Genomic DNA, 20,722 nt, shown 5'->3' with positions numbered 1-20,722 from the left:
CGATTCCTTGCGACTCTGCCTTATTATCAATGCCCTGAATAGCGGTTGAATGGTGGCATAACCGTGATGGGCCGTTGCCGCGTTCAGCCACCGATCATGACTTGAGCTTCGGCATCGGATGTAGGAATCCTTGGGCATGAACGCCAGAGGCAAAGCCACTTTCTTGGTGCCGATTCGCTCCGTTCAGCGCGGAAAGGTACAGCCCTTTCGTGGGGTTGCGGAACCCAGCGCGATCGGCAAGCGCCCGGTGGAAGGGCCGGTGCGCGTGCATCGGTTGGGGCTGGAGGGGGACGCGCAGGCCGATCTTGCCGTCCACGGCGGGCCGGACAAGGCGATCCACCATTACCCGCACGATCACTATGCCTTCTGGCGCGGTGTGCTGGGCGATCATCCGCTGCTGGAGGATTTCGGCGCCTTCGGAGAGAACATCGCGACCGATGGTCTGACCGAAGATGCGATCTGCATCGGCGACCGCTGGCGGCTGGGCACCGCGCTGGTGGAAGTGAGCCAGGGCCGCCAGCCGTGCTGGAAGCTGGACCACCGCTTCGACGGCGCGGCGGTCAACGCCGGCGTGGTGAAATCGCGCCGGGCGGGCTGGTACTACCGCGTGATCGAGGAGGGCGAGGTTGCCGCCGGCGACATGTTGGAACTGATCGCGCGGCCCAATCCCGATTGGAGCGTGCGGCGCGTGTTCGGCCTGCTGATCGCCGGAGAGCACAAGAAGGACCCGGCCGGGCTGGAAGCGCTGGGCGAGGTTTCGGCGCTGGCCGCACCCTGGGTACGGCGACGCGCGAAGCTGCTGGGGCTGGAAGGCTAAGGGGCCGGCGGTCGGATGGGCGCCGCCGGATTCGACCTTACCTTCCCGTCAAAATTCCCGTCGCCCCCGCGAAGGTGGGGGCCCCGCTTCTTTGCGGCATGAGCCAAGGGAAGCGGGATTCCCGCCTTCGCGGGGATGACGAGGTGTTTTTGTGAGACGCCGGTTTGGAAGCCAGCGAATGCGGATGCGAGGGAGCCGGGCTCCCCCGCATCCACCAATCATTACCCGCGAACGAGGCCCAGCGCCTCGTACGTCTTCTCCAGCGTCGGGATCGCCAGCGCGCGGGCCTTTTCGGCGCCCTTGCGCAGGATCGCGTCGAGCGCGGCGCGGTCCTGTCGCAGTTCGACGAAGCGCGCGTTGATCGGCGAGAGCTTCTCGACCAGCAGTTCGCCCAGCGCCGGCTTGAACGCGCCGAAGCCCTGGCCGCCAAACTGCGCCAGCACCGCGTCCACCGTGGTGCCGGCCATGACGGCGTAGATCGAGACGAGGTTGTTCGCCTCCGCACGGCCTTCCAGACCGGCCTTTTCCGAAGGCAGTGGCTCGGGGTCGGTCTTCGCCTTCTTCACCTTCTGCATGATGGTATCGGCATCGTCGGTCATGTTGATGCGGCTCATGTCCGAAGGATCGGACTTGCTCATCTTCGAGGTGCCGTCGCGCAGGCTCATGATGCGGGCGGCCTCGGGCGGGATGAAAGGCGCGGGCAGCGTGAACAGCGGCGCGTCTTCGGCGCAGAAGTCGTTGTTGAACTTCTGCGCGATGTCGCGGGCGAGTTCGAGGTGCTGCTTCTGATCCTCGCCCACCGGCACGTGGGTGGCCTGGTAGATCAGCACGTCGGCAGCCTGGAGCACCGGATAGGTGAACAGCGCGACCGACTGGCCTTCGCGGTTCTTGCCGGCCTTGTCCTTCCACTGGGTCATGCGGTTCAGCCAGCCCATGCGCGCGGTGCCGTTCAGCAGCCACTGCATTTCGGAATGCTGGGGGACCTGTGCCTGGTTGAACAGGATCGAACGGTCGGGATCGATCCCGCAGGCGACGAGGGCGGCCACCATCTCGCGCGTGTTGGCCGAAAGGTCGGCCGGGGTGTGCGGCATCGAGATCGCGTGAAGATCGGCGAGGAAGTAGAGGCACTCACCACCGCTGGCCGTGGCGTCGTCCTGCATCGAGACCCAGTTGCGGATGGCGCCCAGGTAGTTGCCGAGGTGCAGGTTGCCGGTGGGCTGAATGCCGGAGACGATACGCATGGACGCGTCCTTCGCGATTTATGGGTTGTCGGATGTGTGGTTTGGGTGCGCCGGTTGGGGCGCGCATGCAGGCAGGGTCAGCGCGCGACGCGCGCGACACTCCGCCATCGCCACGAGAGGCGACGGGTTTCGGCAGACTTCGTGTGCGAAAGGTCCTGCATGGGCAGGGCTCATAGCACAGTTGCGCGGGGAGGGAAGAGCGCCGGTCAAGAGATCGGAAATCGCCCCACCCACTCCGTCATCCCCGCGAAGGCGGTGATCCCGCTGGTTCTGGCGGGTATGATGAAGTGCGTGGGGCGAAAAGGAAGCGGGGCCCCCGCCTGCGCGGGGGCGACGGGGCTTTATGGAAAGGCTGTCGAGCAGTCCCATCCCGTGTGTTCTAAGCCGCCTTGCGACGGCGCAGCAGGGCCAGATCGTCGCGCGTGAAGGCGCCCGTCACCAGCGTTGCCAGCGCATAGACCACGCCGCCTGCCGAAACGAGCACGGCCAGTGCCAGTCCGCGCACCAACCAGGTGCCGTGGAGGTAGGGCGTCAGCATGTCCTGCCCGAACCACAGCACCACGCCCATCGCGATGGCGGCCAAGGTCAGGCGCGGGGCGCGGCGCTTCAGGCGGGCGTCGACCTGAAAATGGCCGCGCTTCACCAGAGTCCAATAAAGCATGGCGACATTGACGGTGGAGGCGATGGCTGTCGCCAGCGGCGGGCCCATATGCTGCAACGGCAGAATCAGCGCGAGGTTGAGCACCAGGTTCACCGCCATCGAGATCATCGCGTAACGCACCGGCGTCCGCGTATCCTGCCGGGCGTAGAAGCCCGGCGTCAGCACTTTGACGAGGATGTAGCTGGGCAGGCCGACCGAGAAGGCCGCCAGTGCCTCTGCCGTGCGGGCCACGTCGCCCGCGTCGAACTTGCCGTAGCCGAACAGCGCGGCGGCGATCGGCTGGCCGCAGACGATCAGCGCGACGGAGGCGGGCAGGGTGAGCAGCAGCGCCAGTTCCATGCCGCGGTTCTGCGTGTCCATTGCGGCGGCATGCTCGCCCCCGCCAAGCTGGCGCGAGATGGTGGGCAGCAGCACGGTGCCAAGACCGATACCGATCAGGCCCAGCGGCAGCTGGTTCAGCCGGTCCGCCATGTAGATGTAGGTGACCGAGCCGTGCGCCAGCAGCGAGGCGGCGAGCGCGGTGGAGATCACGAGGTTGATCTGCACCGCGCCGGCACCGGCGGCGGCAGGCAGGATCAGCTTCATCAGTTGCTTCACGTCGGCGTTCCAAACCGGCATGCGCAGGCGCATCGACACGCCGTTGGCGCGGCAGGCCCACATCAGCCAGAGCAGTTGGAGTGCGCCCGATATCGAGACGCCAATGGCCTGATTGCGTGCCGTCACCAGCGCGTCGGCCGAATGGAAGCCAAGCAGCGCTACGATCAGCGTCAGGTTCAGCAGGATCGGCGCGGCGGCGTTGACCCAGAACTTGTTCAGCGAATTGAGGATGCCGCCCAGCAGCGAAACCAGGCTGATGAGCGCGAGATAGGGAATAGTGATCCGGCTGAGCTGCACGGCATAGGCGAACTGTTCGTGGCTAACGCCATTGAACTTACCGGAAAGCAGGAAGGTCACCGGCCAGGCGAAGACTTCCAGGATCACCGTCATCGCCAGCAGGATTGGCAGCAGTACCGACAGCGCCTGTTCCGCAAAGAAGATGCCGGCGGGAAGCCCTGGGCCGTCCTTGTTAGCCACCTTCTGATTGAACATCGGGATGAAAGCCGAAGCGAAGGCCCCTTCCGCGAACAGCGCGCGGAACATGTTCGGCAGACGGAAGGCGATCAGGAACGCGTCGGATGCGAAGCCGGCGCCCACGAAGCGCGCGAACAGGCTGTCTCGCACCAATCCGAGCACGCGGCTGGCGAGGGTGAGGCCGCCGACACTGGCAAGCGCCTTGGTAAGATTCATCCCCGAACGGGTCCCTGAAAAGTCTGAAGTCTATCCATTCCGAACTTAAGCATCAGCCTGCTCTCGTCGCCTCCGCCACGCGGGGACGACGGATAGGGATTTGCCCATTCCAAACAGGATGGACCGAAGTCACAAAAAGCAAAAAGGCCCGCCCGCGCCCGTCGCCATTGCTGGCAGGGTGCGGACGGGCCTGAATGTCATTGGCTGTAGCGCGCGCCTCAGGCGTGGCCGGCCGGTTCGCCCATGCCTTCGGCTTCGGCCTGCTGGCGGGCGGCGAGCTGCTGGAAGTAGAGGCCGTTGAAGTCGATCGGCTCCAGCATCAGCGGCGGATAGCCGGCATCGCGCACGGCATCGGCCACCACGCGGCGGGCGAAGGGGAACAGGATGCGCGGCGCTTCGGCGTAAAGGAAGGCGTGCATGCTGGGCTCGTCCAGGTTGCGCATGCCGACGAGGCCGCAGTAGCTGAGGTCGACGACATAGGCGGTGCCTTCGTCGGCCTTGGCGGCAACGGTGATCTTCAGTTCGACTTCGTGGACTTCGCCGTCGATCGGGCGGGCGCCGATGTTGAACTGGATGTCGACCTGCGGCTGGTTCTGCCACGAGAAGCTCTGCGGCGCATTCGGGTTCTCTACCGAGAGGTCCTTCACGTACTGCGAGATGATGCCGGCGACCGGCGCATTGTCGTCGCCATTGCCCAGGTTGATATCGGAGATGACGTTGCCTTCGTCGGCCATTTCGATGCTGTCCCGTCTATAAGAATACGGATGAAAGTCTGATTTGAATGTCAGGGGCGCGCGTAAAACATTTTCGCGGGCTGTGGAAGGCGCGTCGCGGAATTTGTTGCGGGCGTTTTTCTGCGCGCGCCGGGCAACTGGAACGGGTTATGGGCGTTCATCGATGGTAGCGAACGGAATGGCAAAAAAATCCCTGATCCGGCCGCTCACGCGTTGTTCATTTGTAAACTGTACCTATCTGAGGTTATGATGACGCTTCCGGGCGCGTGCCCGGCCTCTATGCGGATGCGGGCGATTCGCCCCTTGCCCGCACTTTTCTGAGGCTTCGCACCACCCGAAATTGATGCGTCCAAGCAAAGGATGGACAAAGGAACGTGACACCGGAAATCGTGATCCTGGCCATGATCGCAGCCTTCCTCGGCCTGCGGCTCTATTCCGTTCTCGGCCGTCGTGCCGAGCATGAGGAAGAGCCGATCCAGGGACGCTTCGAAGGCCGCCAGGGCCAGCCCGGTGCGCCGCGCGTCCCCGTGCAGCCAAAGGCCGAGGCAAAGCCCGAAGGCAAGCCGGCCGAACGGCAGCCCTTCGCGCAGCGCCAGCGGGAAATGCCCCTTGCGCCGCCTTCGGTCGAGCGTGGTCTTGCCGAAATCGCCAATGCAGACCGTCGCTTCGATGCGTTCGCGTTCGTGGAAGGTGCGCGCAGCGCGTACCGCCTGATCCTCGAATCGTTCTGGAAGGCCGACAAGGCGGAACTGCGCGCGCTGTGCGACGGTGACGTCTACGACAGCTTCAGCGCCGCCATCGATGCGCGCCTGGCGGCCGGCGAAACGCTGGACAACCGCCTGATCCGTATCGAGGAAGCAGCGATCATTACCGCCGGTGTCGATCACGGTCTGGCCCGCATCACCATCCGCTTCCGTTCGGACATTGCGGCAGTGACGCGCGATGCCGAAGGGCACGTGATCGCCGGTTCGCTGGACGATGCGATCGAGGCGGTGGACATCTGGACCTTCAGCCGCCGCGTCGATGCCGTCGGCCCCGACTGGCTGCTCGACGAAACGGACGCGGGTTAAGCCGCACGGATTGAATCGCCGCGAGAGCGGTTGATTTCAACGACCTGATCCCACAAGGATCGATAGGCCGGGCCTCAAAAGGGTCCGGCCTTTGTCTTGAGTGCGGAGGACGATCTTGCAAGCAGCAGTGATGGCGCGACGGACGGGTCTGCCCGCCCGGATGATGGCACTTATGGCGCTGGTGCTGCTGGCAGGCTGCGTGCGGATGATCCCCGGCGGCACCGGGACCGGCACGGTCACGCCACCTTCGCGGCCGTCCCAGCCCTCCCAACCTTCGCTGCCGCCGCCGCCCGCCAATGCCGTGGCGCTGGGCGTGCGCGCCGGGCCGCCGATCGCCACTTTGCAGGTCGGCGCGGCCGATGGCGCCGCTGCGCTGGCGTCCTTCCGCGAAAGCTGCCCCAGCGTTTCCAAGCGCACCGATGGCAGCGGTCTCACCCGCCCAACCGACTGGCAGACCGCCTGCGCCGCCGCGAAGACATGGCCCAACGGTTCGGCCACGCAGTTCTTCCAGACTTATTTCGAGACGGTGAAGATCGGCGACGGACGCGGCTTCGCCACCGGTTATTACGAGCCGGAGATCGCCGGTTCGCGCCAGCACCTGCCGGGCTACGACGTGCCGATCTACGGCATGCCCGCCGATCTCGTCCGCGCGCAGCCGGGCGATGCGGTGGCGAACGCCAAGGGACAGATGCCGCTTGGCCGCTATGACCAGAGCGGGCAGTTCGTGCCCTACTACGATCGCGGCGCGATCGAGGACGGCGCGTTGGCGAACAAGGGGCTGGAAATCGCCTGGGCCCGCGACGCGGTGGAAGTGTTCTTCCTGCAAGTGCAGGGTTCCGGCCGCCTGCGCGCGCCGGACGGGACGGTGATGCGCATCGGCTATGCCGGGCAGAACGGCTGGCCCTACACCGGCATCGGCGCGGTCATGCGCGATCAGGGGCTGGTGGGCACCGGGCCGGGCCAATATCCGGGATCCATGCAGGGCATCATGCAGTATATCCATGACCATCCGGTCGAGGGCGATGCACTGATGCGCCAGAACCAGTCCTGGGTGTTTTTCCGCGAACTGACCGGCGACGGTCCGCTGGGCGCGCTGGGCGTGCCGGTGCGCGCGCATGCCTCGGTCGCCGCCGATCCCAAGTTCGTGCCGCTGGGCGCGCCGGTCTGGTTGTCGCTGGATCGCAGCGAAGCCTCCGGCGTGTGGATCGCGCAGGACACCGGCGGCGCGATCAAGGGCGCCAACCGTTTCGACACTTTCTGGGGTGCCGGAGATCAGGCACGCGTGACCGCCGGCGGCATGAGCGGGCGCGGGGAGGCGCTGGTGCTCGTCCCCAAGGGCACGCTCGCGAAGTTGAAGCAGCCGTGAGAAGACCGGGCCGACGACTGACAGCGGAAGAGGCACAAGTCTGGGCGCAAGTCGCCCGGACGGTGACGCCGCTGGAAAAGCGCCGGTCCAAGGCGGAGGCAATTGCTGCCGAGCCCGTACCTGCAAAGGCGGTGGTCTCGCCCCCCGCGCAGCCACCGAAGAAAGTGAAGGGCCGCGTACCGCCGCCGCTGCCGCCCAAGCCCGTCGCCGCTAAGCCGCAGGCGGATTCGCAGCTCCAGCTGGATGGATCGTGGGAGAAGCGCATTTCCAAGGGCACGTTGGTACCCGACTTCAGCCTGGACCTGCATGGGTCCAGCCTCGATCAGGCCTATGTCCGACTGATGCACGGCTTGACGCAGGCAAAGTCCATGGGTGCGCGCGTAGTGCTGGTGGTGACCGGCAAGTCCCGCCCGGTGGATGCCATGGATCGTGGCACGGCGCGCGGGGCCATTCGCGCCAAGATCGCCGACTGGCTGGCCGCCAGCGAGCATTCCTACGACATCGTCGCCATTCGCGGCGCGCACCGCCGTCACGGCGGGCAGGGTGCGCTTTACGTGGTGCTGAAGAAGCGGCGGTAAGCCCCGCCAGCCCTCGAACCTTTCATTATCATTGCGGGGGTAGGCGGGCAGGCCGCCCGTGGTTCCGGCGCGGAACCTCCGCGCCGGAACCGGGTCGTGCTTACATCTTCACAGAGACGCGCAGATAGCCGAACTGGCCCGGCACATCGTACGTGGTCGGGTCGTAGTTCGGGCCGGTGCAGGTGTTGCACGGCGGCGGATCGGTGTTGAACACGTTGATGACGCCCAGGGTGAACGTGAAGGCGCTGTCCATGAAGCTTGGCGTATAGCCAAGCTGGACGTCGCCGTAGAAGCGGCTGTTCATCTTGTGGCCGTCGCTCTCGGTCACGCTGTCGATATAGCGGCCGGTGAACGAGGCATCGATGCCGCGATACGACCACGAGAGGATGCCGGTGCCCTTGAACTTCGGATAGGACTGGTCCGGGAAGCCGCGCGTGGTGCCTTTGTAGCTGATCGTGGCCGTTCCGTCCGCGGTCGGGAACGTTTCAGTATACTTGAGCAGCCGGTTGGCGTTGAACGACAGGCCGAAGATTCCCGCCCCGGTGTCGGGTGAGGTGTAGTTCAGGCTGATGTCGATGCCTTGCGTGCGGATGCTGCCGATGTTCTGCAGCAGCCCCACCACGCGCGAGATGATGCCGCTGGGCGTGCGGATCACGTTGGCGCAGGCGCTGGGATCGCCCAGTTCGGCGCAGCGTGACAGCGTGACCTGCGGGTTGATCGCGGAGACCGCGTTGCTCACCTTGATGTCGTAGTAATTGACTTCAAGGCTGAGGTTGCGGGCAAAGCCGCCGCGGGCCCATGACGGGCTGTAGACGCCGCCGAACAGCCAGGTCTTGCTGGTTTCGGGCTTCAGTTGATCATTGCCACCGGTCAGCGTGCCGATCTGGCCGCCTTGCGGTTCCTGATAGCTGCCGCTGGCGGGAACGCCATTGGCGATACAGTTGGTGCGCACCGTGGCGGAACTCTGCCACAGCGAACCGGCAACGTTGGTGCAGGGATCGTCGATCGGTGCGTCGGCGCGGGACTGGGCGCCGAACAGTTCGCCGATCGCCGGGGCGCGGAAGCCTTCGGCATAATTGGCGCGCAGCAGCAGGTCCGAAACCGGCTTCCACAGGCCGGTGGCGGTGAACGTCGTGCTGGATCCGCTGGTCGAATAATCGGCGTGGCGCACCGCACCGTTGGCTTCGAGCAGTTGGAAGAACGGCGTGTCCTTCAGGATCGGCACGCGCAATTCGCCGTAGAATTCGTCCGAATTGTAGCTGCCAGCCGCTGCCTGCGCGGGAATGTCGGCGCCCAGGCCTGCCTGGATGATGGGATCCGGCGTGAACGATCCGAACTGGTACCGATGTTCGTAACCCACCGCCATGCCCACCGGGCCGGCCGGTAGGTCGAACAGATCGCCGGAGAGGTTGGCGGTATAGTCCTGCATGCGCTGGCTGGACCGGTCATGCTCGGTGAACGAGATGTAGTCGAGCATGGCCTGCGTGATAGAGCCTTCGCCGCCGAAGATGTTCAGCGGCACGCAGGCCCCGGTGCAGTCCGCCAGCGGGCCCAGCGCCTGCGCCACCTTGGCGGCGTTGACGTTGCCGGTGAAGGTCTGCTTGGCGTCGTTCCAGCCGAAGGCGGCATTGACGTCCCAGTAGAACTTGCGCGACCCCACCTGGAAACTGCCGTCCAGCGAGGCGTTGGCGGTCATCGTATCGACATGCTGGGTGTAGGTACGCTGGCCTGCTTCGACCAGGCGTCGGGCGATGAAGCTGTAAGTCGCCGGTTCGCCGTTGGCACCGGAATTGAGCGTGATGCCGAAGGGGTTGTAGGGGTTGGTCACGTCGACCGAGACGGTATCGAGCAGATTGCCGTTGCCGGCGTCAGGCCCGATGAACAGCGGCAGGAAGGCCGCCTGGTTCTGCGAATTGCGATGGTTGTAGACCATCTTGGCGCGGAACGTGATGTTGGAAGTCAGCTCCTGCTTGGCGCTGACCCAGAAGCCGTAGCGCTCCTGCGGCGTCAGGAAATAGTTGTAGGGTGAGAAGTTGAAGCGATCCGCATCGGTGAAGGCGCGGAAATCGCCGCCGACCAGCGTCGGATCGTAGACGCCCTGCGTCGTCAGCGGAGGGTTGCGCGGCGTGATGCTGCCGCCGGCCGGCAGCGAGGGATTGCCTTCGTTGAAGACGATGCGCCCGTTCACTGCGGCCGACGAACAGCCGCCGCGCGGATCGAGGCAGCTGGTCTGACCGGGATTGGGGAATTGCGAGATCGACCGGTCGGCGGTGCTGACCTTGTCCTGCTTCACATAGCTGGCGCCGAACACCACCGAAGTGGTCGGCCCTTTCACGCCATAGCTGACGTTGTAGTCCTGCGTGTGCCCGTCACCCTGCCGATAAGTGCCGAACTGGCCTGAGGCGCGCAGCCCTTCCTGTTCGGACTTGGTGATGATGTTCACGACGCCGGCGATCGCGTCCGATCCGTAGAGCGGCGACTGGCCCGATTGCAGCACCTCGATCCGCTCGATCTGGCTGGCGGGAATGGTGTTGAGGTCGACCGTGGAGGGAATGCCGCTGGCGGCCGTGGCGTTGACGTAGCGCATGCCGTCCACCAGCACGAGCGTGCGCTTGGCCAGAAGGTAGCGCAAGTCGATCTCGCTGGTGCCGGCGCCCACGCCGCCGCCATCCTGCGGATTGCCGATATTGCCCGAATTGTTGACCTTGGTGTTCAACCCGCCCGCGGCGCTGGGCAGACGTTGCAAAACGTCGGCGACGGAAGAAAGTCCGGTCTTGGCGATATCCTCGTTGCTGACGGTCACGACCGGGCTGGGATTATCGAGCGGATTTTGGCGGATGCGCGATCCGGTGACGATGATGGCATCGGCCGAAGCATCTGTGCCGGTATCGCCTTCCTGCGCTTGGGCGGTGGCGGGCATGGCAAGTGCCCCGAGAGTGATTGCCGCAATGCTGCAGTGCAAATGGAAGTTACGCGTATTCATGTAACGACCCCCTCAAGAATGTACCCGAAATCGGGTACTTAGGGAGGGTCACTCGGAGCATGTTGCTGCGCAACAGAATTCTGCAACAATGCGGATAAATTGACACATTAGTGTAATGTTGTTGCGCGCGAGCAACAATAATGTCGTGGGAAGGGTTCCCCTGAACCCGCTCTGCGAGAAATTATATAAACTTTAGAATGTCTTAGGTGGTTTCTGACTGCGAGCCAAGAAGGGTGCGGCCTTTGGCGCCCGCTCTTCTTGGCCGGATATATCCGTTTCGGACGGATTGCTCTGCGAGGTGCCCGGCTACTTGCCGGTTTTCTGGTCGGGGGTCTTTTGGGCGAACCAGATCACGTGGCCATACCCGCTGCCACCCGGCTTGGCTTTCACGGCCACTTCCGAAACCTCGAACCCGGCTTTGCGCAAGCGGGCGGGGAAGGCCGTATCGCTATCGGCGGACCAGATCGCCAGGATGCCGTCGGGCTTCAGCGCGGCCTTTGCCGCCTGCAGGCCGCCGGGGCCGTAAAGCTGGTCGTTGATCCGGCGGGTGAGGCCCTCCGGCCCGTTGTCGACATCGAGCAGGATGGCGTCATAGCCGCCGCGCGCGGCGTCGATCAGCATGGCGATGTCATCGTGCACCAGCGTCACGCGCGGATCGTCCAGGCAGCCGGCGGTGAAGCGCTGCATCGGGCCCAGCGCCCATTCGATGATCTCCGGCACGATTTCGGCCACGGTGACGCTGGCGTCGTCGGGCAGGGCCGCCAGCGCCGCGCGCAGGGTGAAACCCATGCCGTAGCCGCCGATCAGCATTTCCGTGCCCTTGCGCGCGCCCAGCCGTTCGCAGGTCATGGTGGCTAGCGCTTCTTCGGAAACGCTGGCCTGGGTGCTCATCAACTCGGTGTCTTCAAGGACGATGGTGAAATCGTCGCCATGCTGGAGGAGCCGCATTTCCACGCCCTCGGGAACGTGGGCGATACCGATCAACTCGTCTTCAGTTTCCGTCATCGTGATTCCCGTATGGCGGATCGCGGGTGAGCGATCCGAAGAATGCGCCGGAGCAGTGGGGAGAGGGCAATCGCGGCGCTGAGGGGAGTCGGAAAGGACAAGCCGGCGCGCCAGATACCGGCGGCGACATCAGCAGGCACGGCCCTAGCACGGATCGGGCGGGCAACCTAATCGCGTTCCGCCGTCGGGGCAGCGAACGGCGGACAAACGAAAACGGGCGGGAGCCTTTCGGCGCCCGCCCGTTTCGCTCGGGGGTCTTGCTATTCTCAGGCCGGTTCGAGAACCGCGACCGGCGCCTCGTTACGGATCAGGTAGTCGAACGCGGACAGTGCCGCCTTCGATCCTTCGCCCATGGCGATGATGATCTGCTTGTAGGGCACCGTGGTCACGTCGCCCGCCGCGAACACGCCGGGCAGGTTGGTGGCCGCCTTGTCGTCGATCACGATCTCGCCACGCGGCGAAAGCGCGACGCCGCTGTCCTTCAGCCACTCGGTGTTGGGCACCAGGCCGATCTGGATGAACACGCCTTCCAGTTCCACCTTGCGCTCCGCGCCGCTTGCCCGATCCTTGTAGAGCAGGCCGTTCACCTTCTCACCGTCACCGGTGACTTCGGTGGTCTGCGCGCTGGTGAGGATGTCCACGTTCTTCATCGAACGCAGCTTGTCCACCAGCACCTGGTCGGCACGCAGCTTGTCGTCGAACTCGATCAGGGTGACGTGGCCGACGATCATCGCCAGATCGATCGCCGCTTCCACGCCCGAGTTGCCGCCGCCGATCACCGCCACGCGCTTGCCCTTGAACAGCGGGCCGTCGCAGTGCGGGCAATAGGCCACGCCTTTGTTCTTGTACTCCGCTTCACCGGGCACGCCCAGGTTGCGCCAGCGGGCACCGGTGGTCAGCACGAGGCTGCGCGCCTTCAGCGAAGCGCCGTTGGCGAAGACCACTTCGTGATAGCCGCCCAGTTCCTTGGCCGGGATCAGCTTTTCGGCGCGCTGCAGGTTCATCACGTCGATGTCGTATTCGCCAACATGCGTTTCCAGTGCGGCGGCCAGCTTGGGGCCTTCGGTGTAGGGGACCGAGATGAAGTTCTCGATGCCCATGGTGTCCTGCACCTGGCCGCCGAAGCGTTCCGCGGCGATGCCGGTGCTGAAACCCTTGCGGGCGGTATAGATCGCGGCCGAGGCACCGGCGGGGCCACCGCCGACCACCAGCACTTCGAAAGGCGCCTTCTCGGCCAGCTTCGCAGCCGCCTTGGCATCCGCGCCGGTGTCGAGCTTGGCGAGGATTTCCTCCACGCCCATCTTGCCCGAACCCCACATCTCGCCATTCAGGAACACGGCGGGCACGGCCATGACGCCGCGGCCTTCCACTTCGTCCTTGAACGCGCCGCCTTCGATCAGGGTGGCGTTCACATGCGGGTTGTTGAGCGCGATCAGCGTTAGCGCCTGCACCACGTCGGGGCAGTTGTGGCAGGAGAGCGAGAAGTACATCTCGAACTCGTAGCTGCCTTCCAGCGCGCGGATCTGCTCCAGCGTCTCGTCGGAAACCTTGGGCGGATGGCCACCGGTCCACAGCAGGGCGAGGACGAGCGAGGTGAATTCGTGGCCCAGCGGCAGGCCGGCGAAGCGCACCCAGGCGCTGGCGTCAGACGCGCGGCGCACGATGAAGCTGGGGCGGCGCGCGCCCGCATCATTTGGGTCGCCGTCGAAAGTGGCGGTAACCTTGTCCGAAAGCGAGGCGATGGTGGTCAGCAGTTCGCGCGTTTCGGCAGACTTTGCATCATCGCCCAGCGAGGCGACAAGCTCGATCGGCTCGCGCAGCATGGCGAGATATTGCGAGAGCTGTTGCTTCAGAGTGGCGTCGAGCATGAGTCAGGTCCTTTGAAATCAGGGTGATGAAAGGGGCGGCCCGGGGACTGGTTCCTCACCGGCGCGCCATGGCTTGGGGGCACAGGGCGCGGCACGGGGGAGGGAGACCCCGGGCCGCGCACCTTCAGCACGCGACCCGGTCGGCGATTGGCCGGTAAGTCGCGTAGTTTTTAGAGCTTGCCGACGAGGTCAAGCGAGGGAGCGAGGGTTTCCGAACCTTCTTCCCACTTGGCCGGGCAGACCTGGCCGGGGTTGGCGCGGACGTACTGGGCAGCCTTGATCTTGCGGACCAGTTCGACAGCGTTACGGCCAACGCCTTCGCAGGTGATTTCCATGATCTGGATGACGCCTTCGGGATCGACCACGAAGGTGGCGCGGTCGGCCAGGCCCGAATCTTCGCGCAGAACGCCGAAGGCTTCGGTCAGCGCGTGGTTCTGGTCGCCCAGGAACGCGTACTGGATCTTGCCGATCTTGTCAGAGGTGTCGTGCCAGGCCTTGTGGCTGAAGTGCGTGTCGGTCGAAACGCCGTACACTTCCACGCCCATGCCCTGCAGTGCGGCATACTGTTCACCCAGGTCTTCCAGCTCGGTCGGGCAGACGAAGGTGAAGTCGGCGGGGTAGAAGAAGAACACGGCCCACTTGCCGGCGATGTCGGCGTCGGTGACGTCGAAGAAGTCCTTGCCGGCCTGGAAAGCGGTGTTCTTGAACGGCTTGATGGTGCTGCCGATGATACCCATGGTGTATTCTCCCTCGATGGGTGTTGAAACTGACGAAGCCGAGATAGGCCGCCCGTATGACGATGTGTAGGGCCTTGATCCGATTGGGTTGATCGGATCGCTCGATAAGTCGCGATGGACTGAACGTTTCTGTCGATAAAACGTGTGCGCCCGCGAAAAGTCGTGCGGCGCTGCGGCAAGTGGGGCAGAGAGGGGCGATGAAAACGATCCGACTTGCGCTGCTGGCAGCCGCCTGCGCATCGCTGGCCGCTTGCAACAGCTGGCCCACTTCGCTGGACAACCGGGCGCAGGGCGACATGAAGTTCCGCTATCACCATCGCCTTTACGATCAGTGGTCGTTCTGGGCGCCCGTGAAGCAGGGCCACGCCGTTATGTTCGCGCACGAACACCGCATCCGCGACATTTCCGGCTTCGAGATTACCGAGGGCAAGCTGACCTACCGCTACGGCGCCCGGGCGCTGGCCCCGGTCCAGCAGTTCTGCGCGGGCAGCGCGAGTTGCGTGCTGGTCTATCGCGGCGAAGGCAGGCTGGAGGCACGGACGGCGCCGCTGGCGGACGCGAAGCTGGATTGAGAGTGGGGCCGCAGGCCGTTTTTTGACGGTGACGGATATCCATGAAGGCGTTACGGCAAAATTAAGCAATATTAATCGCGATTTCGACAAGTCACCTATTTGATATTTCATTTCCGAACATTAAGCGGCTTGCGGCGGGGGCGAGCGGCGGGGCGATGTTCAAGATATTTCTCATATTGGCGTATCTAGTCTGCGATTACAGCGCAGTGCTGGAGCGTTTTAGGCTTGCGCCCGGCATCGCGCTGCTGGCTGTCTTTGCCATATTGTACGGGATGCTTGCGGCGGGGCTGCTGGCGTCGGCATTCATCGGGCGCCATTCAGCGCGGATCGTATTGGCGATGCTGTTCGCGGCGGCTTCGATGCTCCAGCTTTCGTTCGAATGGACGACGGCCGGGCCGATGACGTACGAATCCTTCGTCAACCTCTACCACGCTAGCGGGCAGATCGATCAGGCGCTGGCCCAGCATGGGCCGACGCTAGCCCGGGCTCTGGCCTCGTCCTTGCTGTTGTTTTTCGGCGTGGCCCTGCCGCCGCGGCGGTGGCGATTGCCGTTGCGCTGGGGCATGCCGGTGCCCTTGCTTGCGCTAGGGGTACTTTCGGCGTTGCTGTTCGTTCGCGGCGGTGAAGGATCGCGGGCGCTGCCTTCTGCCTTCCCCTCGATCGCCTTTGCCGGACTGATGGCGGGAGAGGCGCTCGCTTCCGAGCCGAAAGTGCGCGCGGCGCCCACTCTGCCGCACCGCGATCCGCCGCTGACCGAAGATATCGTGCTGCTGGTGGACGAGAGTATCGCCGGCAACTACCTGGACATCAACAATCCCGCCGGCGTTCGCAGCGGTTTGGCCAAGGCGCGTGCGGGCCTGCGCATCACCAACTTCGGCTACGCCGCATCGATCCACAAGTGCAGCGCCAATTCCAATGCTGTGCTGCGTTTCGGCGGAACGCCGGATAGCTATCGCGCGGCACTGGCCGGATGGCCGTCGATCTGGAGCTATGCGAAGGCGGCCACGCTGCGCACCGTCTACATCGATGGCCAGTCGACCGGCGGGCAGCTTCAGAACATGATGACGGCGCAGGAGCGCCGGGAGATCGACGATTTCGTCCAGTTTGACGGGGTTGCGGTGGCGGATCGGGATATGCGGATCGCCCAGGCCCTGGCCGCCCATATCAATAACGGCCGCCGGGAATTCATCTACGTGAACAAGGTTGGCGCGCATTTTCCGATCGCGAACAAATTCCCTTTGGCCAGGACGCTCTATCGCCCGATTCTGCCGCGTGATTCCGAACCGCTGCTGTCCTGGACAAGCGATCGTTCCGGCTTCACCGGAACGCCCGGCGAATGGGTCCGCTACCGCAATTCGTACCGCAATACGGTGGAATGGAGCGTGGGCATGTTCTTCGATCGGCTGCTGGCCACACCGGGGCTGGAAAAGGCGACGATCGTCTATACCTCCGATCACGGGCAGGATCTGCATGAGCGTGGTAATCCGGGCAACAACACCCACTGCGGTGCCGACAACGCGGCGCAGGAGGAGGGCCTGGTGCCGCTTGTGATCATCGGGAAGGCCGGGCCTTCGCGGTTGGACTGGTCCCGAAATCTTGCCGCCAACCACGACCGGTCAAGCGCGTTCCGCATCTTTCCCACGCTGTTGGTGCTGATGGGATACGATCGTGAAGCCTTGCGCCTGCAGTACGGCGCCGCGTTGGACGAAGCCGGGCATGACCGGTTTGCCTACAATGTCGATTTCGCGCCCTTGCTGGGGAAGAAGCCGGGCTTTCGGGACATGGACGTGCGCAGCGTGATCGCGCCGCCCGCCTCGGACTACACCGCGTCGGATTACAGAGTAACGAGGCTGCGCTGAAGACGTCGCCGTCCCGCTCGGGGCGGAGGGCGACGTCAGCCAGGCTGCATCAGCCGCATTGGCCGCGATGGAGCAACTTGTGATCGGCCAGCACCAGCGCCATCATCGCTTCGACCACCGGCACGCCGCGAATGCCGACGCAGGGGTCGTGGCGGCCCTTGGTGAACAGTTCGGTCGCCTCGCCGTCGCGGGTGATGGTGGGCTGCGGGGTGAGGATCGAACTGGTCGGCTTGAACGCCACGCGCACCACCACCGGCTGGCCGGTCGAGATACCGCCGGCGATGCCGCCCGCGTGATTGGCGCTGAATTCGGGGCCGCCAACGCCCGGATGCATGGGATCGGCATTCTGCTCGCCGGTCAGGCGCGCGGCGGCGAAACCGTCGCCGATTTCCACGCCCTTCACCGCGTTGATGCCCATCATGGCAGCAGCCAGGTCGGCATCCAGCTTGCCGTAGAGCGGCGCGCCCCAGCCGGCGGGAACGCCCGTGGCCACGCATTCGACCACCGCGCCGACCGAGGAACCGGACAGACGCGCATCGTCGACGATCTTTTCCCAGCGCTTCGCGGCTTCCGCGTCGGGGCAGAAGAACGGATTGTTGCCAATCTCCGCCGCATCGAAGTTCGTTTTAACGATCGCGTCGCCGCCGATCTCGGAGACATAGGCCAGGATCGTCACTTCCGGGATCACCAGTCGCGCCACGCCGCCGGCCGCCACGCGGCTGGCGGTTTCGCGCGCGGAGCTGCGCCCGCCGCCGCGATAGTCGCGGAAGCCGTACTTGGCGTCATAGGCATAGTCGGCATGACCGGGGCGATAAGCCTTGGCGACTTCCGAATAGTCCTTCGAGCGCTGGTCGACATTCTCGATCATCAGCGAGACGGGGGTGCCGGTGGTCTTGCCCTCGAACACGCCGGACAGGATGCGGACCTGATCCGGCTCCTGCCGCTGGGTAGTGAACTTCGACTGGCCGGGGCGGCGCGCGTCGAGGAAGGGCTGGATCACGCCCTCATCGATGGCGAGGCCCGGCGGGCACCCGTCGACGACGGCGCCGATGGCCGGTCCGTGGCTCTCGCCCCAGGTGGTGAATCGCAGAAGACGGCCGAAAGTGTTCACGCTCATGCCTCGCGCCTTGGCGCGCAATCTTCGGATTGTCCAGCATTGGCGGCGCGCCACATGCTTGCGGAATGGTCCGCGAAGGCCCATGAGCGCGGCCATGTTCCTGGTAGTCTTCCGCAATCGCAAGCGCGCCGATATCGACGCCGCCGCCTATTCCGCCGATGCGGAGGCGATGGATCTGCTCGCCCGCGCGCAGCCCGGTTTCCTTGCCTTCAAGAGCTACACCAGCGAGGATGGCGAGGTGATCGCCATGTCCGAATGGGCGGACGAAGCCGCCGCGCTGGCCTGGCGCCGCGTGGCCGCCCACGCCGAAGTGCAAGGCAAGGGGCGCGAGCATTACTATCAGAGTTACACTGTCTTCGCCTGCAACGAGCCGCGGGTGCGCCACTTCGAAAGGGAAACCGAATCGTGAGCCTGGAATTCTACGGCATCCCCAACTGCGACACCGTGAAGAAGGCGCGTAAGTGGCTGGAGGCGCGCGGCAGCGACTACACCTTCCACGACTACAAGAAGGAAGGCGCCGATGCGGCGCGCCTTGAAAAGTGGATCGAGCAGGCCGGCTGGGAAAAGCTGCTGAACCGCGCGGGCACCACGTTCAAGAAGCTGCCCGATGCGGACAAGCAGGACCTCGATGCCGCCAAGGCCGTGGCGATCATGGTAGCGCAGCCCAGCACCATCAAGCGACCGGTCGTCGAGTATCCGGGCGGGCTGTTGGTGGGCTTCAAGGAGCCCGAGTGGGAAGCCGCTTTGGGCTGATCCGGGGAAATAAACAGGGGCGACAATGGATCCGGTAGAATGGATCGCGGCGGGACTAGGGCTCGCCAATATCGCGCTGCTGGTGCGGCGCAGTGTGTGGAACTACCCGTTCGGCATGGCGATGGTGGCGCTGTACTTCGTGGTGTTCTGGCAGGCCAAGCTCTATGGCGAGGCGGGCCTGCAAATCTTCTTCTTCGCGGCGCAGGCCTGGGGCTGGGTGCTCTGGGTGCGCGCGGGTGGCGGTGACAGCCGGGTGCCGGTGCGCCGGCTGGACGGATTCAGTCGTGCACTCTGGCTGGTGGCGACGGCGGCGCTGACGCTCAACCTCGGCTGGGTGATGCACAAGTTCACCGATGCCTCGCTGCCCTACGCGGACGCTGCGATTGCCGGTGCCTCGATCGCCGCGCAGATCCTGCTGGCGTTCCGTCGGATCGAGAACTGGGTGCTGTGGATCGCCATCGATGTCGCTTCGATCGGGGTCTATGCCTACAAGGACCTGTGGCCGACGGCGGCGCTTTATGTGGTGTTTCTGGTGATGTCGGTACTGGGCTTGATCGAATGGGCCGCGGCGGAGCGGGCGCAGAAGGGGCCGCTCAAGCCGGCATGATCACGGTTTGCCTCCACGGTGCGGAAAGCACGGGAAAGTCGGTGCTGGCCGCGCGGCTGGGGCTGCCGTGGGTGCCCGAATATGGCCGCACGTATTGCGAGAAACGCGGGACCGACCTGACGATGGCGGATCTGCTGGCCATTGCCGAAGGGCAGGCGGAGGAAAACCGCAAGGCCATGGCTTCGGCGCCTCCGGTGCTGCTGCTCGATACCGATCAGTTGATGACGGCGGCCTGGGCGGAGATGCTGTTCAGTGAAGTGCCCGAGGTGCTGATGGGCTATCCCAAGGCCGATCACTACCTGCTGTTCTCGCCCGATGTGCCTTGGTGCGATGATGGTACGCGGTTCTTCGGAACCGATGAGGCACGGGCTGACTTTGCCGCGCTGGCGGAAGAGATGCTGGTGCGGGCGGGCGTGCCGTTCACGCGGATCGGCGGGGCTTGGGAGGAGCGTGAGGCGCAAGTGAGGGCGGCGATTGCCGGGCTTGTCGCGAGCGGTTCGGTTTAGCGACCGAAGCGGTCGACGAGATCTAATAAGTCAACGAGAACATCGCCCCCCAAACACCTCGTCGCCCCCGCGAAGGCGGGGGCCCCGCTTGCCTTTAGCTACGTCGCCAAGAACCAGCGGGATCCCCGCCTGCGCGGGGATGACGGGGTTTTAGAGTGAGGGCTTTGGCCGGCGCGTCAGGCCTTGGTGGCGGTGACGATGTAGTTCAGCGAAAGATCGTCGGACAGGTGCAGCCCGCTCGTGGGCGACCAGGCAATGCCCTTGGGCTGGCCCAGCGTGAGGCCCGCGCCTTCGGCCAGTTCGCGCAGTTCTTCAGGCGTGGGGAACTGGTGCCAGTCATGCGTGCCGCGCGGCACTTTGCCCAGCCGCTCGGCCGCCTCGACCAGCAGTAGGCGCGAGGCGGGCGTGCGGTTGGGGCAGGAGAGGATCATCAGCCCGTCGTCCGCCAGCGCATCGGCGAGCTGGCCGATGAACAGCGCCTTGTCGGTGACATGCTCGATCACTTCCAACGAGCAGACGAGGTCGTAGCCCGAGAGGCCCAGCGCCCCCAGCTCGCCATGTTTGTAATCAATGGGAAGCCCCATGGCCTCGGCATGGGCACGGGCCGCCGCAATGTTCTCCGCCGCCGCGTCCACGCCTGTCACCGCCCCGCCAAGCCGGGCGAGCGGTTCGCAAAGCAGCCCGGCGCCGCAGCCGGCATCGAGCACGCGCTTGCCGGCCAGCGGCTTCAAGCTACGGGAATCGCTGCCGAAATACCGGTCGATCTCGCTCCGGATGAAGCCCAGACGCACCGGGTTCAGCTGGTGAAGCATCGCCGAAGAGCCCTTCGGATCCCACCACTCGGCTGCCAGCGCGCCGAAGTGAGCGGCCTCCTTCGGATCGATTGTTGCGCCGAAAGGCGTGTTCGAAGCAGTTGCATTATCCATGAGTCCCCCCTAACAGCCCGCCGAACTCTTATCCA

The 20,722-nt window shown here is 64.9% G+C and carries 19 protein-coding genes; 10 read left to right on the top strand and 9 right to left on the bottom strand.

Going from position 1 to position 20,722, the window contains the following annotated elements:
• The first annotated feature begins 136 nt into the window (after positions 1–136).
• On the top strand, positions 137–817 hold the full coding sequence (locus WBP07_RS13490; RefSeq protein WP_395391753.1) for an MOSC domain-containing protein: 681 nt from the start codon (positions 137–139) through the stop codon (positions 815–817).
• A 221-nt stretch (positions 818–1,038) separates the two neighbouring features.
• Here WBP07_RS13490 and trpS read toward each other — a convergent pair whose 3' ends face one another.
• The 3 genes from trpS to secB all read right to left on the bottom strand — a co-directional run bounded on the left by trpS (position 1,039) and on the right by secB (position 4,740).
• Positions 1,039–2,058, bottom strand: a complete 1,020-nt coding sequence (gene trpS, locus WBP07_RS13485; RefSeq protein ID WP_395391751.1) for a tryptophan--tRNA ligase — start codon at positions 2,056–2,058, stop codon at positions 1,039–1,041.
• A gap of 379 nt (positions 2,059–2,437) precedes the next feature.
• A complete protein-coding gene (gene murJ / locus WBP07_RS13480) occupies positions 2,438–4,006 on the bottom strand; it encodes a murein biosynthesis integral membrane protein MurJ (RefSeq protein ID WP_395391749.1) in 1,569 nt (522 codons plus the stop codon).
• A 218-nt stretch (positions 4,007–4,224) separates the two neighbouring features.
• The gene (secB, locus tag WBP07_RS13475; protein ID WP_395391747.1) at positions 4,225–4,740 is read right to left on the bottom strand and encodes a protein-export chaperone SecB; all 516 of its coding nucleotides are present in this window, start codon (positions 4,738–4,740) and stop codon (positions 4,225–4,227) included.
• Positions 4,741–5,114: 374 nt separating this feature from the next.
• Between secB and WBP07_RS13470 the strand changes: the two genes are divergently transcribed.
• The 3 genes from WBP07_RS13470 to WBP07_RS13460 all read left to right on the top strand — a co-directional run bounded on the left by WBP07_RS13470 (position 5,115) and on the right by WBP07_RS13460 (position 7,754).
• A complete protein-coding gene (locus WBP07_RS13470; protein ID WP_395391746.1) occupies positions 5,115–5,810 on the top strand; it encodes a Tim44/TimA family putative adaptor protein in 696 nt (231 codons plus the stop codon).
• A 130-nt stretch (positions 5,811–5,940) separates the two neighbouring features.
• Positions 5,941–7,176 carry a murein transglycosylase A gene (locus WBP07_RS13465; RefSeq protein WP_395391744.1) on the top strand — a complete coding sequence of 412 codons (1,236 nt, stop codon included), beginning with the start codon at positions 5,941–5,943 and terminating at the stop codon, positions 7,174–7,176.
• Entirely contained in the window at positions 7,173–7,754 is a 582-nt protein-coding gene (locus WBP07_RS13460) for a Smr/MutS family protein (protein ID WP_395391742.1), read from the top strand. The genes WBP07_RS13465 and WBP07_RS13460 overlap by 4 nt, the downstream gene beginning before the upstream one ends.
• A 100-nt stretch (positions 7,755–7,854) precedes the next feature.
• On the opposite strand, the gene WBP07_RS13455 is transcribed toward WBP07_RS13460, so the two are convergent.
• The 4 genes from WBP07_RS13455 to ahpC all read right to left on the bottom strand — a co-directional run bounded on the left by WBP07_RS13455 (position 7,855) and on the right by ahpC (position 14,347).
• The gene (locus WBP07_RS13455; protein WP_395391740.1) at positions 7,855–10,674 is read right to left on the bottom strand and encodes a TonB-dependent receptor domain-containing protein; all 2,820 of its coding nucleotides are present in this window, start codon (positions 10,672–10,674) and stop codon (positions 7,855–7,857) included.
• 369 nt (positions 10,675–11,043) lie between these two features.
• A complete protein-coding gene (locus tag WBP07_RS13450; RefSeq protein WP_395391738.1) occupies positions 11,044–11,742 on the bottom strand; it encodes a spermidine synthase in 699 nt (232 codons plus the stop codon).
• A gap of 266 nt (positions 11,743–12,008) precedes the next feature.
• On the bottom strand, positions 12,009–13,610 hold the full coding sequence (gene ahpF / locus WBP07_RS13445; RefSeq protein ID WP_395391737.1) for an alkyl hydroperoxide reductase subunit F: 1,602 nt from the start codon (positions 13,608–13,610) through the stop codon (positions 12,009–12,011).
• Between the two features lie 170 nt (positions 13,611–13,780).
• Entirely contained in the window at positions 13,781–14,347 is a 567-nt protein-coding gene (gene ahpC, locus WBP07_RS13440; RefSeq protein ID WP_395391735.1) for an alkyl hydroperoxide reductase subunit C, read from the bottom strand.
• A 197-nt stretch (positions 14,348–14,544) separates the two neighbouring features.
• Here ahpC and WBP07_RS13435 point away from each other — a divergent pair, with 197 nt between their 5' ends.
• Both WBP07_RS13435 and WBP07_RS13430 read left to right on the top strand, forming a co-directional pair.
• A complete protein-coding gene (locus WBP07_RS13435; protein WP_395391733.1) occupies positions 14,545–14,919 on the top strand; it encodes a hypothetical protein in 375 nt (124 codons plus the stop codon).
• A gap of 176 nt (positions 14,920–15,095) precedes the next feature.
• On the top strand, positions 15,096–16,778 hold the full coding sequence (locus WBP07_RS13430) for a sulfatase-like hydrolase/transferase (protein ID WP_395391731.1): 1,683 nt from the start codon (positions 15,096–15,098) through the stop codon (positions 16,776–16,778).
• 49 nt (positions 16,779–16,827) lie between these two features.
• On the opposite strand, the gene aroC is transcribed toward WBP07_RS13430, so the two are convergent.
• Complete coding sequence (gene aroC / locus WBP07_RS13425; RefSeq protein ID WP_395391729.1) at positions 16,828–17,895, bottom strand: chorismate synthase; 1,068 nt, start codon at positions 17,893–17,895, stop codon at positions 16,828–16,830.
• 94 nt (positions 17,896–17,989) lie between these two features.
• On the opposite strand from aroC, the gene WBP07_RS13420 reads away from it, so the two are divergent.
• The 4 genes from WBP07_RS13420 to WBP07_RS13405 are packed head-to-tail and all read left to right on the top strand — an operon-like array spanning position 17,990 to position 19,761.
• On the top strand, positions 17,990–18,304 hold the full coding sequence (locus tag WBP07_RS13420) for an antibiotic biosynthesis monooxygenase family protein (protein WP_395391727.1): 315 nt from the start codon (positions 17,990–17,992) through the stop codon (positions 18,302–18,304).
• Complete coding sequence (locus WBP07_RS13415) at positions 18,301–18,648, top strand: ArsC family reductase (RefSeq protein WP_395391725.1); 348 nt, start codon at positions 18,301–18,303, stop codon at positions 18,646–18,648. The genes WBP07_RS13420 and WBP07_RS13415 overlap by 4 nt, the downstream gene beginning before the upstream one ends.
• Before the next feature lie 25 nt (positions 18,649–18,673).
• Entirely contained in the window at positions 18,674–19,255 is a 582-nt protein-coding gene (gene pnuC, locus WBP07_RS13410) for a nicotinamide riboside transporter PnuC (protein WP_395391724.1), read from the top strand.
• Positions 19,252–19,761, top strand: coding sequence for an AAA family ATPase (locus WBP07_RS13405; protein ID WP_395391722.1), 510 nt, complete (start codon positions 19,252–19,254; stop codon positions 19,759–19,761). The genes pnuC and WBP07_RS13405 overlap by 4 nt, the downstream gene beginning before the upstream one ends.
• A 176-nt stretch (positions 19,762–19,937) precedes the next feature.
• Here WBP07_RS13405 and ubiG read toward each other — a convergent pair whose 3' ends face one another.
• Positions 19,938–20,687 (bottom strand): bifunctional 2-polyprenyl-6-hydroxyphenol methylase/3-demethylubiquinol 3-O-methyltransferase UbiG, encoded by a 750-nt coding sequence (gene ubiG / locus WBP07_RS13400; RefSeq protein ID WP_395391720.1) that lies wholly within the window; start codon positions 20,685–20,687, stop codon positions 19,938–19,940.
• Positions 20,688–20,722: the final 35 nt, after the last annotated feature.

It is taken from the genome of Novosphingobium oxfordense (genome assembly GCF_044029435.1).
Lineage (GTDB): Bacteria > Pseudomonadota > Alphaproteobacteria > Sphingomonadales > Sphingomonadaceae > Novosphingobium.
The sequence above is the reverse complement of the archived record's forward strand: the minus strand, read 5'-3'. Positions and strand labels throughout refer to the sequence as shown.

Bases quoted from the DNA above. Each gene is read 5' to 3' on its own strand.
- WBP07_RS13490 (WP_395391753.1), top strand. From the start codon at position 137: ATGAACGCCAGAGGCAAAGCCACTTTCTTGGTGCCGATTCGCTCCGTT.
- trpS (WP_395391751.1), bottom strand. From the start codon at position 2,058: ATGCGTATCGTCTCCGGCATTCAGCCCACCGGCAACCTGCACCTCGGC.
- murJ (WP_395391749.1), bottom strand. From the start codon at position 4,006: ATGAATCTTACCAAGGCGCTTGCCAGTGTCGGCGGCCTCACCCTCGCC.
- secB (WP_395391747.1), bottom strand. From the start codon at position 4,740: ATGGCCGACGAAGGCAACGTCATCTCCGATATCAACCTGGGCAATGGC.
- WBP07_RS13465 (WP_395391744.1), top strand. From the start codon at position 5,941: ATGGCGCGACGGACGGGTCTGCCCGCCCGGATGATGGCACTTATGGCG.
- WBP07_RS13455 (WP_395391740.1), bottom strand. From the start codon at position 10,674: ATGCCCGCCACCGCCCAAGCGCAGGAAGGCGATACCGGCACAGATGCT.
- WBP07_RS13450 (WP_395391738.1), bottom strand. From the start codon at position 11,742: ATGACGGAAACTGAAGACGAGTTGATCGGTATCGCCCACGTTCCCGAG.
- ahpF (WP_395391737.1), bottom strand. From the start codon at position 13,610: ATGCTCGACGCCACTCTGAAGCAACAGCTCTCGCAATATCTCGCCATG.
- ahpC (WP_395391735.1), bottom strand. From the start codon at position 14,347: ATGGGTATCATCGGCAGCACCATCAAGCCGTTCAAGAACACCGCTTTC.
- WBP07_RS13435 (WP_395391733.1), top strand. From the start codon at position 14,545: ATGAAAACGATCCGACTTGCGCTGCTGGCAGCCGCCTGCGCATCGCTG.
- aroC (WP_395391729.1), bottom strand. From the start codon at position 17,895: ATGAGCGTGAACACTTTCGGCCGTCTTCTGCGATTCACCACCTGGGGC.
- WBP07_RS13420 (WP_395391727.1), top strand. From the start codon at position 17,990: ATGTTCCTGGTAGTCTTCCGCAATCGCAAGCGCGCCGATATCGACGCC.
- pnuC (WP_395391724.1), top strand. From the start codon at position 18,674: ATGGATCCGGTAGAATGGATCGCGGCGGGACTAGGGCTCGCCAATATC.
- WBP07_RS13405 (WP_395391722.1), top strand. From the start codon at position 19,252: ATGATCACGGTTTGCCTCCACGGTGCGGAAAGCACGGGAAAGTCGGTG.
- ubiG (WP_395391720.1), bottom strand. From the start codon at position 20,687: ATGGATAATGCAACTGCTTCGAACACGCCTTTCGGCGCAACAATCGAT.